The sequence below is a fragment of the Vibrio sp. KUL70 genome (assembly GCF_059725515.1).
Genome location: NZ_AP045834.1, coordinates 646,205 through 660,180, shown reverse-complemented (window position 1 = coordinate 660,180; position 13,976 = coordinate 646,205). Strand labels below are relative to the sequence as shown.

14 protein-coding genes are annotated in these 13,976 nt (G+C 47.9%); 1 reads left to right on the top strand and 13 read right to left on the bottom strand.

Annotated features, from left to right (window positions below; all coding sequences use genetic code 11):
* Positions 1-197: 197 nt before the first annotated feature.
* Complete coding sequence (gene guaB / locus AC6I7V_RS02930) at positions 198-1,661, bottom strand: IMP dehydrogenase (protein WP_261882637.1); 1,464 nt, start codon at positions 1,659-1,661, stop codon at positions 198-200.
* 238 nt (positions 1,662-1,899) lie between these two features.
* Between guaB and xseA the strand changes: the two genes are divergently transcribed.
* A complete protein-coding gene (gene xseA, locus AC6I7V_RS02925; RefSeq protein WP_498011297.1) occupies positions 1,900-3,240 on the top strand; it encodes an exodeoxyribonuclease VII large subunit in 1,341 nt (446 codons plus the stop codon).
* Positions 3,241-3,324: 84 nt separating this feature from the next.
* On the opposite strand, the gene ureG is transcribed toward xseA, so the two are convergent.
* The 12 genes from ureG to urtB all read right to left on the bottom strand — a co-directional run bounded on the left by ureG (position 3,325) and on the right by urtB (position 13,887).
* The gene (gene ureG, locus AC6I7V_RS02920) at positions 3,325-3,963 is read right to left on the bottom strand and encodes an urease accessory protein UreG (RefSeq protein WP_008222792.1); all 639 of its coding nucleotides are present in this window, start codon (positions 3,961-3,963) and stop codon (positions 3,325-3,327) included.
* A 38-nt stretch (positions 3,964-4,001) separates the two neighbouring features.
* On the bottom strand, positions 4,002-4,682 hold the full coding sequence (locus tag AC6I7V_RS02915) for an urease accessory protein UreF (protein ID WP_498011296.1): 681 nt from the start codon (positions 4,680-4,682) through the stop codon (positions 4,002-4,004).
* A 21-nt stretch (positions 4,683-4,703) separates the two neighbouring features.
* The gene (locus AC6I7V_RS02910; protein WP_390520382.1) at positions 4,704-5,288 is read right to left on the bottom strand and encodes a HupE/UreJ family protein; all 585 of its coding nucleotides are present in this window, start codon (positions 5,286-5,288) and stop codon (positions 4,704-4,706) included.
* Between the two features lie 57 nt (positions 5,289-5,345).
* Positions 5,346-5,798 carry an urease accessory protein UreE gene (ureE, locus tag AC6I7V_RS02905; RefSeq protein WP_498011295.1) on the bottom strand — a complete coding sequence of 151 codons (453 nt, stop codon included), beginning with the start codon at positions 5,796-5,798 and terminating at the stop codon, positions 5,346-5,348.
* Between the two features lie 208 nt (positions 5,799-6,006).
* Complete coding sequence (gene ureC / locus AC6I7V_RS02900) at positions 6,007-7,710, bottom strand: urease subunit alpha (RefSeq protein ID WP_255231362.1); 1,704 nt, start codon at positions 7,708-7,710, stop codon at positions 6,007-6,009.
* Positions 7,711-7,769: 59 nt separating this feature from the next.
* Entirely contained in the window at positions 7,770-8,105 is a 336-nt protein-coding gene (locus AC6I7V_RS02895; protein WP_498011294.1) for an urease subunit beta, read from the bottom strand.
* 10 nt (positions 8,106-8,115) lie between these two features.
* Positions 8,116-8,418 carry an urease subunit gamma gene (ureA, locus tag AC6I7V_RS02890; RefSeq protein WP_032551330.1) on the bottom strand — a complete coding sequence of 101 codons (303 nt, stop codon included), beginning with the start codon at positions 8,416-8,418 and terminating at the stop codon, positions 8,116-8,118.
* Between the two features lie 144 nt (positions 8,419-8,562).
* A complete protein-coding gene (locus AC6I7V_RS02885; protein WP_498011293.1) occupies positions 8,563-9,492 on the bottom strand; it encodes an urease accessory protein UreD in 930 nt (309 codons plus the stop codon).
* Positions 9,489-10,184, bottom strand: coding sequence for an urea ABC transporter ATP-binding subunit UrtE (gene urtE, locus AC6I7V_RS02880; RefSeq protein WP_498011292.1), 696 nt, complete (start codon positions 10,182-10,184; stop codon positions 9,489-9,491). The genes AC6I7V_RS02885 and urtE overlap by 4 nt, the downstream gene beginning before the upstream one ends.
* A 1-nt stretch (position 10,185) precedes the next feature.
* Positions 10,186-11,028, bottom strand: coding sequence for an urea ABC transporter ATP-binding protein UrtD (gene urtD, locus AC6I7V_RS02875; RefSeq protein ID WP_372065885.1), 843 nt, complete (start codon positions 11,026-11,028; stop codon positions 10,186-10,188).
* On the bottom strand, positions 11,025-12,248 hold the full coding sequence (gene urtC / locus AC6I7V_RS02870; RefSeq protein ID WP_498011291.1) for an urea ABC transporter permease subunit UrtC: 1,224 nt from the start codon (positions 12,246-12,248) through the stop codon (positions 11,025-11,027). The genes urtD and urtC overlap by 4 nt, the downstream gene beginning before the upstream one ends.
* Before the next feature lie 10 nt (positions 12,249-12,258).
* Positions 12,259-13,887, bottom strand: a complete 1,629-nt coding sequence (gene urtB, locus AC6I7V_RS02865) for an urea ABC transporter permease subunit UrtB (protein ID WP_498011290.1) — start codon at positions 13,885-13,887, stop codon at positions 12,259-12,261.
* Positions 13,888-13,976 lie beyond the last annotated feature (89 nt).

Genomic DNA, 13,976 nt, shown 5'->3' with positions numbered 1-13,976 from the left:
TAAGCAGTCTTATTGGCTATGTGATGAAACGGAGGCGAGTTTACTCACCTCTCATTAACTCTTCAAGAAATAAAGCAAACGTTTTCGTCAATTTTCTCTTACTCAATGTTTAATCACTATATAGATAGAGAAAAAACAGAGCTAGATAAAACAGTGTGCCTCTAACGGGCACACTATAAAACGTTTAAAGGAGGCGATTAACCTAGACGGTAGTTAGGCGCTTCTTTAGTAATTTGAACGTCGTGTACGTGAGACTCTTTCATGCCTGCACCAGAGATACGAACAAACTCTGCTTTAGTACGCATATCTTCGATAGTTGCTGAACCAGTTAGGCCCATGCTTGAGCGAAGACCACCCATTTGTTGGTGAACGATCTCTTTTAGGCGACCTTTGTATGCGATACGACCTTCGATACCTTCTGGTACCAGTTTGTCTGCTGCATTGTCAGACTGGAAGTAACGGTCAGAAGAACCTTGAGACATTGCGCCAAGAGAACCCATACCACGGTAAGACTTGTAAGAACGACCGTTGTAAAGGATAACCTCGCCCGGTGCTTCTTCAGTACCAGCGAACATAGAACCAACCATCACACAAGATGCGCCAGCTACGATTGCTTTACAGATGTCACCAGAGAAACGGATACCGCCATCAGCGATAACTGGGATGCCGTATTCGTTAGCCACTTCTGCTGCGTCTGCAATTGCTGTTACTTGAGGAACACCAACACCAGTAACGATACGTGTTGTACAGATAGAACCAGGGCCGATACCTACTTTAACTGCGCTTACGCCAGCTTCGATAAGTGCACGAGCACCTGCACCTGTTGCAACGTTACCACCAATGATCTCTAGATCTGGGTAAGCTGCGCGAGTTTCGCGGATACGGTTTAGGACACCTTCAGAGTGACCGTGAGAAGAGTCGATAAGTAGAACATCTACACCAGCTTCAACAAGAGCAGCAACACGCTCTTCGTTACCAGCGCCAGCGCCAACAGCGGCACCAACACGTAGACTGCCGCGCTCATCTTTACATGCGTTTGGCTTACGTTCTGCTTTATGGAAATCTTTTGCTGTGATCATACCGGTTAGTTGGAACTCATCGTTCACTACCAGTACTTTCTCAACGCGTGCTTCGTGCATTTTCTCTTGCACTTCTTCACGTGTTGCACCTTCTTTAACTGAAGCTAGACGCGACTTAGGCGTCATCACTACGTCTACTTTCTTAGACAAGTCTGTTACGAAGCGAACGTCACGACCAGTAATGATACCAACCAGTTCATTTGTTTCAGTAACCACTGGGAAACCAGCAAAGCCGTGCTTCTCAGTTAGAGCGACAACGTCAGCGATTGTTGCATCAGGGCTTACTGTTACAGGGTGAGAAACCACGCCTGCTTCGTAGATTTTAACCTGACGAACCATCTCAGCTTGTTTCTCGATAGACATGTTCTTGTGGATAAAGCCAATGCCACCTTCTTGCGCGAGTGCGATAGCCAGACGAGCTTCCGTCACGGTATCCATCGACGCAGAAATCATAGGGATGTTCAGTGAAATGTTTTTAGTCAACTGAGTGCGAAGATCAGCTGTGTTTGGGAGAACAGTGGAGTGTGCTGGCACAAGTAGTACGTCATCGAATGTCAGCGCTTCTTTGGCAATTCTTAGCATTTGCAATATCTCACAATTGAGGGGTAGAAAGAAAAATCCCGCTTCATCGTTTCGCATAATGAAGCTCTTAGGATTAGATATTGCGGAGGGATTATACGCACGGGGAAATCGCTTGGCTACACATTTTTATATTTTTTATTTGCATTTACCCCCTTGATATGTATTATATTGCCGCTATCTTCCATACTCACGCCCTGTGAGATACGACATAAGACCGTCCGACAAAGATAGCGCCTCTATGACCAATCCAAACATCTTTACTGTTTCTCGCCTCAATGCAGAGGTTCGACTTCTTCTTGAAAATGAAATGGGTATTGTCTGGCTCGTCGGCGAGATCTCCAATTTCTCAGCACCTGTCTCCGGTCACTGGTATCTCACTCTTAAAGATTCTCGCGCTCAGGTAAAGTGTGCCATGTTTCGTGGCAACAACCGTCGAGTGACATTTAAACCTCAGAACGGCAATCAAGTGCTGGTTAAAGCTCGCCTCTCTCTTTATGAGCCGCGTGGTGACTATCAGCTGATCATTGAAAGCATGCAGCCTGAGGGTGATGGCCGACTTCAACAAGAGTTTGAAAAACTCAAGATGAACCTTGCTGCAGAAGGCCTATTCGCTCAATCCAATAAGCAGCCACTGCCTGAGCATCCTAAGCGTGTTGGTGTCATCACTTCGAAAACGGGTGCCGCTCTCTACGATATCTTGGACGTACTTAAGCGTCGTGATCCATCTTTGCCTGTTGTGGTTTACCCAACCATGGTTCAAGGCGAAGAAGCAGCGATTCAGATTGCTCAAGCGATTGGGCGTGCCAATGAGCGCAACGAATGTGATGTATTAATTGTTGGCCGTGGTGGTGGTTCGCTGGAAGACCTTTGGTGCTTTAACAACGAAATCGTTGCGCGCACCATTGCGGCAAGCCAAATCCCGATCATCAGCGCTGTCGGTCACGAAATAGATGTGACGATTGCTGACTTTGTTGCTGATATGCGCGCGCCAACTCCATCAGCGGCAGCTGAACTGGTTAGCCGTGATAACAGCCACAAAGAGCAAGCTTTTTCTGCCAAGCGTGCGCGTTTAATCAGTGCGATTCGTCACTCATTGATGAAACATGCACAGACAACACATGCACTCAAATTCCGCTTAGAGAAGCAGCATCCAAGCTACCAGCTACAAAAGCAGAGTCAGCAACTTGATGATCTCGATATGCGTTTGCGTCGTGGTATAACTCAATACTTAAAACAGCACCAACAACGTATCGAGCGTAAACACCACCAGTTGCAACTCCACTCGCCGGTGAAACACTTGGGTGAACAAAAGCTGCACCTGCAACGCTCTGAGCAAAAGCTATTGGATGCGATGGATAAAACACTGCTAACCACTCGCCACCAGTTGGCCATGGCCGCTGAGAAGCTGGAAACAGTAAGTCCACTCGCGACACTTAAGCGTGGCTACAGCATCACTCATTCAGCTTCTAAACAGACAGTCTCTTCGATTGAAGATGTAAATGTTGGCGAAGTGATAAAAACGCAAGTTGAAGATGGCGTGATTGAATCTCAAGTCACCCAAAAGATTGCAAAAGCATAATCAACTTAGCCGCACTCAATTAGAAAGCCCTATCAAATTTGATAGGGCTTTGCTTATGGGGGAATTATCAGAAGCTGCGAATGACTAACTTGTTTTCTCGGGCTCTTTAAGCGTAAGCATTCCTTCGGTCACAATGAAATCGATAATGGTGTCTAACCCTTTACTCTCTTTAAGATTGGTAAACACAAACGGCTTAGTTGGACGCATACGTTGCGTATCTTGCTCCATCACTTCTAGCGACGCGCCAACATAGGGTGCCAAATCAATCTTGTTGATCACCAGCAGATCCGAACGTGTAATACCCGGACCCCCCTTGCGTGGGATCTTCTCCCCTTCCGCTACATCAATTACATAGATAGTCAGATCAGCAAGCTCTGGACTGAACGTCGCACTCAGGTTATCGCCACCACTTTCAACAAACACCACATCAAGATTTTTGTGCAACTTAGCCAGCTCTTCAACGGCTGCAAGGTTCATCGACGCATCTTCACGAATCGCAGTGTGTGGGCAGCCGCCCGTCTCCACACCGATGATACGGTCAGGTTCTAAAGCTTCAGCTCGCGTGAGGATTTTTGCATCTTCCTGTGTATAGATATCGTTGGTCACGACCGCGATATTCAGCTTGTCACGAATCGCCTTACACAGCACCTCAAGCAGTGCCGTTTTACCAGAGCCTACTGGCCCACCAATACCGATTCGAAGCGGTTGCTTATAACTTTCCATAGTCTTATTCCTTATATTCTTTTCACTACATCGTTGCGCTATGAACGAAATAGTCTTGTGTATTGTGTTTCATGCAGTGAGCTGGCAATCGAGAGCGACGGCGTGAAACTGCCAATCATCCACTCTTCAATTTTTCGCGCCTGATTGATCACTTCAGGAAATCGCTCTGTGACATTCAGTAGTGCTAGCTGGCCATCGGTTTGACCAAGTGGTACCAGCTTCACACCTGCAGTGACCAAGTTCTCTAACCAACTCCACAGGTAGCCTTGCTTTAAATCCTCTAAACTGATTTTCCAATGCCTTGCTGCTATACAGAATCCCAACAGTTGATTTGGGTACGATTGGATTGAATCCATGACAGAGACATCAATCTCCAACCGCTTAAGCAGAGTAAACAACGCCAGCCCACGCTGTTTCTCCTCAGCGCGCAGCTCGCTAGTTTCACGACTTGCGTACAAAAAATCACACCAGTACTCAATCTGATCGAGCTCGCCTTGTTCTAGTGCCAGATAGAGTCGGTCAATAATTGGCAGCTCTAGAGTGGCGACGCTTGAGTTGGCCATGTAATTCAGCCACTGCTCCATCGTAGCGCGGTTGGTCACCCAACCCGCTTCCACGGCATACTCCAGCCCCTGAGAGTAGGTGAAGCCACCGATGGGCAATGAAGGGCTAATTAATTGAAATAGGCGATAGCTCGCGACATTCGCTGTTGCTTGCATGCTTATCTCCCTAGAGGCAATTTAAGCCGCCATTAAAAACAGCGCGCTTAGCGAAGCCACACCCAAAGATGCCCATTTTGAATACAGCGCCTTGCCTGCAACATAACCAACGCCCATCAACCCTAAAGCACTTACGCCCATGCCTGCCGCGAACTGTGCAAGACCAGACGCAGCTTCAACGCCGTGGGCGTAACCATGGAAGAATAGGAAACCAATTGAAACAGCCAGTACGCTGTTGACCTTAGTTGTTGAAGGTGAAAACACATGCCATAGACATAGGCTTACGACAAACAGAGAAGCGATAATCGCAGGCTCAACCACGACAGAGAAGCCCATTGCCTGACCGACCAATAGACCCGCCATAAGAGAGACAAGACCGCCACCGACTAGAGCGGATTTAATCTTGTTGGAATAAGAGAGCGCACCAATCAACATGCCGAATGCCACCAGCATAATGAGATGGTCGACGCCGGTAACAGGGTGCGTTAGACCAGAGAAAAATGAGTGAGAGCCGTGATCATGGCCAGGGTGAGCGAAAGCCAATGTTGGTGTTGTTAGCGAAGCGATTGTTAGTGTCGTTAAGCCAGTAGCGTATTTAAAGTTCATCGCGAAATCCTTGCTTTATTGTTATTTAAATCGTGGTTGTATCTAGGAATAGATGTATTAGTGATGGTGGTGATGACCGCCAGAGCGTCCACCATAAGCCCCACCTTCTGGTTCAAAAGGTTGTTTTTCAGTGGTTACTGTTGCACCTAAACCCTCGACCATTTCATCCAGTACATGGTCGTGCTGATAGCGAACCCAGCCAGCTTCCACTTGCAGGGGAACATGTCGGTTACCTAAGTGATAAGCCACGCGCGTCAGCAGGTGCGCATCATCGCAATACACCGTAGAGACGGTTTCCGGTGCTGCTTTAACTTCGACCGTTAGGCCACACTCACTGGTGAGCTGTTCGCCTCCACGTAGAATGTGTCCGCGAGGAAGAAACAAACCAGCGTCACGACCATCATCGAGCGTCACTTTAAGACGGCTTTTAATACGACTGTCGATCGGTAGGCGCAAAAAGCCATCGGGAGTCGTGCTCTGCTCTGCTTGAATTTGAGTTAGTTCAATCATGTTATTACCTCAACCTCCATATGAGATTCATAACCTTGAATAAGGCGTAGAATTAAAATACGAGCTCTTAAAACAAGAGTGTTCAAATCAAGAGCTATCTAAAATAATTTTTCGTAAAACCATTCTTCTCTGAAACCGCTGTTCTCTGAAGCAGCTCTTCTCAAAACAGCTTTTGTTTAAAACAACTTTTCTTTAAAACAACTTCTCTTTAAAACAAAAAGTAACGCTGTGCCATCGGCAGCTCTTTGGCCGGCTCACACTCAAGCAGCTGACCATCAGCTCGTACTTGATAGGTTTGTGAATCGACTTCGATCTTTGGCATCCAATCGTTGAGCTTCATATCTGCTTTGCTGATATTTCGGCAGTTACTCACCACACCAATCAGGCTCTTCAGCCCAAGCTGCTTATCAATGTTTTGCGCCTTGGCTTCTTTAGAAACAAACAGCATTGAGGTGTTTTGACTTGCCTTGCCCGAGCTACCAAACATAGAGCGGTAGTGCACAGGCTGTGGCGTTGGGATAGAGGCATTAGGGTCGCCCATCGGAGCCATCGCGATCATACCGCCCTTTAGAATCACGCTTGGTTTGACACCAAAGAAAGCCGGTTTCCATAAAACAAGATCCGCCAACTTACCTTCTTCAATCGAACCGATTTCATGCGCCATGCCGTGAGTGATGGCAGGGTTAATCGTGTACTTTGCAATGTAGCGGCGCAGACGGAAGTTATCGCTGTAGTCTGAATCCTCCTCTAGACTGCCACGCTGAACTTTCATCTTGTGCGCGGTTTGCCAAGTACGAGTGACTACCTCGCCGACACGACCCATTGCTTGTGAATCCGATGCAATCATCGAGAACGCACCGAGATCGTGCAGAATGTCTTCAGCAGCGATGGTTTCACGGCGGATACGAGACTCAGCAAACGCGACATCTTCAGCAATCGACGGTGAAAGATGGTGACACACCATCAGCATATCTAAATGCTCATCAACGGTATTAACGGTGTAAGGCCTTGTTGGGTTGGTTGATGACGGCAATACATTTGGTTCGCCAGCAGCGCGAATGATATCAGGCGCATGACCGCCACCTGCTCCTTCAGTGTGGTAGGTATGAATCACGCGATCACCAATTGCACCGAGTGTCGATTCCACAAAGCCTGATTCGTTCAAGGTGTCAGTATGAATCGCAACTTGTACATCCATCTCATCAGCAACACTTAAGCAAGTATCAATGGATGCTGGCGTGGTTCCCCAATCTTCATGCAGCTTTAAGCCCACCGCACCCGCAGCCACTTGCTCTCGTAGTGCTTCTGGTTGGCTGGCATTACCCTTACCGAGTAAGCCAAAGTTCATTGGATATTCGTCTAAGGCTTCCAACATACGGTGCATGTTCCACGGCCCCGGCGTACAGGTCGTAGCATTGGTACCGGTATTAGGGCCAGTACCACCACCAATCATGGTTGTGACACCAGACGCCAACGCCTCTTCAATCTGCTGCGGGCAGATAAAGTGAATGTGTGAATCAATGCCACCAGCCGTCAGGATTGCGCCCTCACCGGCTAAGATTTCGGTGCCTGGGCCTATCACGATATCAACGCCTGGCTGAACGTCTGGGTTGCCCGCTTTACCGAGCGCCTGAATGCGGCCATCTTTAATCGCAACATCGGCTTTTACGATGCCCCAATAATCGAGCACGACGGCATTGGTTATCACGAGATCTGGCGTTTCTGCGCTCACTCGCTGGCTCTGTCCCATGCCATCACGAATCACTTTGCCGCCACCAAACTTCACTTCGTCACCGTAAACGGTGTAATCCTTTTCTACTTCTAGCCATAAATCGGTATCTGCAAGACGCACGCGGTCGCCGATTGTTGGCCCAAACATCTCGGCATATGCCTGTCGGGATATCGTCGCCATTATCAATCCTTTGTTATTTTGTCTCTTTGACGGTTATCTGCTTCGGGTACTGTTGAGCGTTAAAGCTTGCCCATCACTTTTCCTTGGAAGCCGTACACTTCCCTTGCACCTGCATAGCTCACCAGCTCAACAGTACGCGACTGGCCCGGTTCAAAACGGGTTGCAGTGCCAGCAGGGATGTTCAGGCGATAGCCCTTAGTTAATTCTCGCTCGAAAATCAGAGAAGGGTTCGCTTCATAGAAGTGATAGTGAGAGCCTATTTGAACCGGACGGTCACCAATGTTGTTGACCTTCACAGAGACAGTATCTCGCCCTTCATTCAAGGTAATACTGCCGGGTGCTGTCTCTATTTTTCCGGGTACAAACCCTCTGTAGTTTGAGTTGGAACTGGCCATTGAACTCTCCTTACACAATCGGTTCGTGAACGGTCACCAACTTGGTGCCATCAGGAAAGGTGGCCTCGACTTGCACGTCGGGGATCATGGAGGGAATGCCTTCCATCACATCATCGACGGTGAGAAGAGTACGTCCAAAATCCATTAGCTCGGAGACGGTTTTTCCTTCTCTCGCACCTTCGAGAATGGCGCTACTGATCAGTGCGATGGACTCTGGGTAGTTAAGTTTTAAGCCTTTGTCTTTTCTCTGCTGCGCGAGCATACCTGCGCAGAAGATGAGGAGTTTGTCTTTTTCTCTTGGTGTTAATTCCATTTATTTGCTCGCTGTTCGTCTAGCTACTTATCGTCTAGATACTTAGCCCGTTTTCCTTCTGAACTAAGTGAATTTTTCACACAGCAAGCGAAAAAAAGTACCGAGGGCTGGAAGTCTACCCTCGGTACAAAAATGGGCAGGTCGCTAAGTCGCCCAAATCCTTGGTAAATCTGGGGTGGAACCACAAAGGTGTGAGCGCGTTGCTTGCCATATCTGTCCAAAGGCTTGGAGTATGTCTTCACTCCAATGACCTAAAGCTCGGATCACAATCAACCCTTCAATTTGTGTCGCGCCCATAATTAATGAGGACTTACTCGATGAACCAAAATGAACAGGTTGCAGTGAAGCTTGCTGTGTAATAGATAAGAGCAAGCTCTGTACCAACTCTAAATCTTGTGGCTCATCCGCAGTAATATAGAAGGTCCCCATCATCGGATAGTTTAATAACCCCATATTTATCATTAACTTATCACCACCATGAAAATTAAAACCTTCGGTAAGCAATTTCTTGTTATCTAAGTAGATTTCAGTTTCCCCGACCAGGTGTCCTTGCTCAAATCCCTCATTTTGTGCAGGCCGACCAAAACAGTGCATCTCCCAACCCCAAAACTGTGCACCTTTTTCAAGATAGATTTCAGTGTCTAAACGGACGTGCGCATCGGGAAAAAAGATGTTCTCTTGTGGCATCCACTCAAGGCGCGCATCTTTAGCAACGTGCAGCATCTGTTTTTGCTTGGCGTACTTTGCGTTAGAACGATAGAACTTGGTGGCACCCGGTGTTGTGATCAGAGTGTGCGCTCCACTTTCTACTGATATATCAATATTTAAGCTATCTCCACCCACAACACCACCCGGTGGATGCAGCAGGTAGCTGTGACAGGTTTTGCCATCAGGATACAGAGGTCTTTGCACTGCAAGAGGCCCCAGCTGATAACGATGTTTGAGTACGGTTTTGTCTCCACGGTCTGCAAAGGTAAGATTCAAATTGGCTTGCCAGCCGTCTCTCACATCCTCTGCAATTGCCTTCCCAAGTGGCTGCGCGTCTTCCAAGATCGCGTTAAGTACATCGCTCATACCGTGAGATACTCCTTTATCAATTTTTCATCGAGACCTTCCATTTCGCCTTCTGCTACTTGTCGGCCTCGGTCAAGAATGCAAAAGCGGTCTCCCACCTTGCGAGCAAACGGCAGCTTCTGCTCAACCAGCAATACCGTTAGCCCCATTTTTTCGTTAAGCATGCGGATAATGTCGCCAATTTCCTGAACAATATTCGGCTGGATCCCCTCGGTCGGCTCATCCAGAATCAGTAACTTTGGATTGACTACCAAGGCTCTGCCGATCGCCAGCTGCTGCTGTTGACCACCAGACAGATCGCCTCCGCGACGATGTAGCATCTCTTTCAATACCGGAAATAGATCGAAGATAAACTCTGGGATCTTGCGATCGCCTTTGGCACGGATGGGCAGTCCAACCTCTAGGTTCTCTTGAACCGTGAGCATGGGAAAGATTTGACGCCCTTGCGGTACATAACCAATGCCTTGTCTTGGTCGCTCTTCCGCATCAGACTTCAACAGAGATTCTCCAGAGAGCGAGATATCGCCACTTTCAACTTTGACCAACCCCATAATGCACTGTAACAAGGTGGTTTTACCGACGCCATTGCGCCCCATAAGTACGGTGCACTTGCCTTCTGGAATATGCATATCTAAATCCCACAAGGTGTGGCTCTCACCGTAATACTGATTAACGGATTTCACTTGTAACATCTTACTCTCCCAGATAAACCTGTTTAACTTGTGGGTGTGCTTGCACTTGATCCATGGTGCCTTCCGCCAGAACATGACCTTGGTGAAGTACCGTCACGTGGCTGGCAATCGAACGCACAAAATCCATGTCGTGTTCAACCACCACCACTGAATGCTTACCTGCAAGAGAGTTAAGTAGCTCTGAGGTTCTGTCCATCTCCTGATGAGTCATGCCTGCCACGGGCTCATCCACCAGCAACAACTTAGGGTTTTGCATCAGCAGCATGCCGATTTCCAACCACTGCTTCTGACCATGAGATAGATTCCCAGCGAGGTTCGCTGCTTCTTCATGCAAGTGAATCAGTTCAAGTACAGAGAGCAGCTTATCTTTCTGTTCACCCTTCATCACCGCGGTGAAGGTTCCCCACACTGAGCGCACGCCAGACATTGCTAGCTCTAAGTTTTGCCACACAGTCAGGCACTCAATCACCGTTGGCTTTTGGAATTTACGCCCAATGCCCGCGTTGGCAATCTCGGCTTCATTCATCTTCAAAAGATTGATGTTAGAGCCAAGCCATACTTCTCCAGTATCGGGTTTGGTTTTACCAGTGATGATATCCATCATGGTGGTTTTACCCGCTCCATTCGGACCTATGATGCAGCGCAGTTCCCCTTCCTTGATATACAGGTTCAGGTCATTGATCGCCTTGAAACCATCGAAGCTTTTATTCACCCCCTCCACATACAACAAAATATTGTGACGAGTATCAATCGCAGGGTGCACATCTGGTTTAAGATAATCAAAAACTTGATCGCGACGTGTCAGTGCACTCACCGAGTCCTTTAGAGAGTTCAATGTACTCATGCTGTCACCTCCTTCGGCTTGATTGATGAGCTACCCGTATTGTCTGAATTAGGGTTAGAAGGCGTATTGTTCGATGAATCACTATTGGAAGAGTCAGGCTTCGACGCGCTGGTTTTCTTGCGCAGCTGCTGCCACTTATCGCTGATAAAGCCAATCACACCTTGTGGGAAGTACATGGTCGATAGGACAAACAGGCCACCTAAAGCGAATAGCCATACCTCTGGGAATTCGACCGTGAACCAACTTTTGGCATAATTGATAATGAGCGCACCGACAATCGCACCAAACAGAGTCGCTCGACCGCCCAAAGCAACCCACACCACCACTTCAATCGAGTTAAGCGGCGCAAATTCACCTGGGTTGATGATGCCGACTTGAGGCACATACAGAGCACCTGCAATACCCGCGATAACCGCCGATAGCACAAATACCCACAACTTGATGCCATCAACGTCATACCCCATGAAGCGAGTGCGTGACTCAGTATCGCGAATAGCCAGTGCAACACGACCTAAGCGGCTTGTTACCACCATACGACAAACGATGTAGCTAACAATCAACGCCAAGCCCGTGCAGACGAATAGGCCGATTTTGGTCGCGTCGCTCTGCAGGCTGTATCCTATAATGTCTTTAAAATCAGTCAGGCCATTGTTACCGCCAAAGCCCATCTCATTGCGGAAAAACGCCAGCATCAGCGCGTAGGTCAGCGCCTGCGTCATGATAGAGAGATAAACACCAGACACGCGCGAACGAAATGCCAGATAACCGAACAAATAGGCTAATGCGCCCGGCACTAATAGAACCATCAAGCAAGCAAACCAAAACTGATCAAAGCCCTGCCAGAACCATGGCAACGCAGACCAATCAAGGAACACCATGAAGTCAGGTAAGATAGGATCACCATAAACCCCACGGTCACCGATCTGACGCATCAGGTACATGCCCATCGCATAACCACCAAGAGCAAAGAATGCCCCGTGCCCAAGGCTGAGAATACCTAAGTAACCCCAGACTAAATCCAGCGCTAAAGCTAGCATTGCATAGCTCAAATACTTACCCATCAAAGAGATGGTAAAGGTCTCAACATGAAGTGGGTGTCCACTTGGCAGCAGCGTATTGGCCATAGGTACCAATATCACCGCAGCAAGAAGCACGAGTATGGTCAACTGACCGCCCTTATCACCTCTCAAGGCTGAGAGAACAAAAGATTTCGACTGCATAATGTTCTCCTTAACCTTCAGCCGCGCGCCCACGCTGTGGGAATAGCCCGCGTGGTCGTTTTTGAATAAATAGAATGATGAAAACCAGTACTAAGATCTTGGCGAGAACCGCGCCAGCCCAAGGCTCTAAAACCTTGTTAAACAGACCCAGACTCAAACCTGCAACTAAAGTGCCCCATAGGTTACCAACACCGCCAAACACCACTACCATGAATGAGTCGATGATGTAGGCTTGTCCCATGTTCGGGCCAACATTGGTCAATTGAGAAAGAGCCACACCCGCAACGCCTGCGACACCTGAACCTAAACCGAAGGTCATAGCATCTACACGCTCAGATCGAATCCCCATTGCACGAGCCATTGCACGGTTTTGAGATACAGCACGTACCTGCAAGCCAAGTGGCGTTTTCTTCAGAACCATAAGCAGTGCCATAAACACCAAAGCACAGAACAAAATGATATAGAGTCGGTTATAGGTCAGTGACAACATTGGGTTGAGCTCAAGCGCACCTGCCATCCATTCTGGTGTACTCACAGAGCGGTTAAGTGGTGAGAAGATACTGCGAACCGCTTGTTGTAAGATCAAGCTGATACCAAATGTCGCAAGCAGCGTTTCGAGTGGACGACCGTAAAGGTGACGAATAACAGAACGTTCGATAACAATGCCAACTAACCCAGAAACGATGAAAGCAACCGGAATCGACAATAGCAACGCAGTACCAATATGGTTTGGCATCAGCAGTTGCAGAACATAGGTCGTGTAAGCGCCTATCATGATCAGCTCGCCGTGAGCCATATTAATCACGCCCATGACACCAAACGTAATCGCTAAGCCAATACCGGCTAGTACCAATACTGAACCCATACTCAAACCAAAGAAGACAGTTTCAACGCCTGAGTAGAAAGCTTGGCTCTGCTGATATTGATCGAGTGCGCGCTCAACCGCATCAATGATTGCCGGTTCACTCTCTTTGCTAAGCAGTGTATTAAGCGTTTTAAGCACCACAGATTGCTTAAAATCACCCAAGGTTTCGATAGCCTCGATACGCGACGCTGCATTGGTTTGGTTATCTTGCGAAGTATGTACCGCCAATAGCAATGTCATTAAATCAGCGACACGATCATTCTCTTCGCTAGGCTGCATTAGCCTGATGCGCTCTATGATGGCGCGATCTTTAGTACCAAGAAGGTTGTTGACCGATTGATAGCGAACCTCTGAATCTTCGCTATTAAGTCCCATTGAGGCGATTTCGATACGTAGGATTCCACGCAGTTTGTTGTTTACGCGAACCTTTTTGAATTGCTTGGTCGACTCAATCGCCAGAGTCTCTTCACTCCAAGCAGATTGCGCCTGAGTGGCTGTTTTAATCCCTTCAATCAAATACAGCTGTTTGTAGTGGTCGCTCTTTCTGTCATTCACATAGTAGAGCGTGCCGTCAAGCCAACTGTTCAAGAGTGGTAGTGCGACGCCTTCCGGTTGCGAAGCAATTATCCATTCAATAGCTGACTCTTTCTCTGACGTTTTTTTACCAATTAGCGCCTTGGTAAAACTTGCGCTGTCGGACACATCGGCCCACGCAAACTGCGCACTCACTGCAAAAAGCAGCAGTGCCTTAAACACGTTTAATACGTTTTTCATTTATTGTTCCTTAACCCACCAAGCACATTTTTATTCAAGCCACGTTTACGCAGCTTATTGTTATAGTTCCTTGGAAACTTATTGCTGCT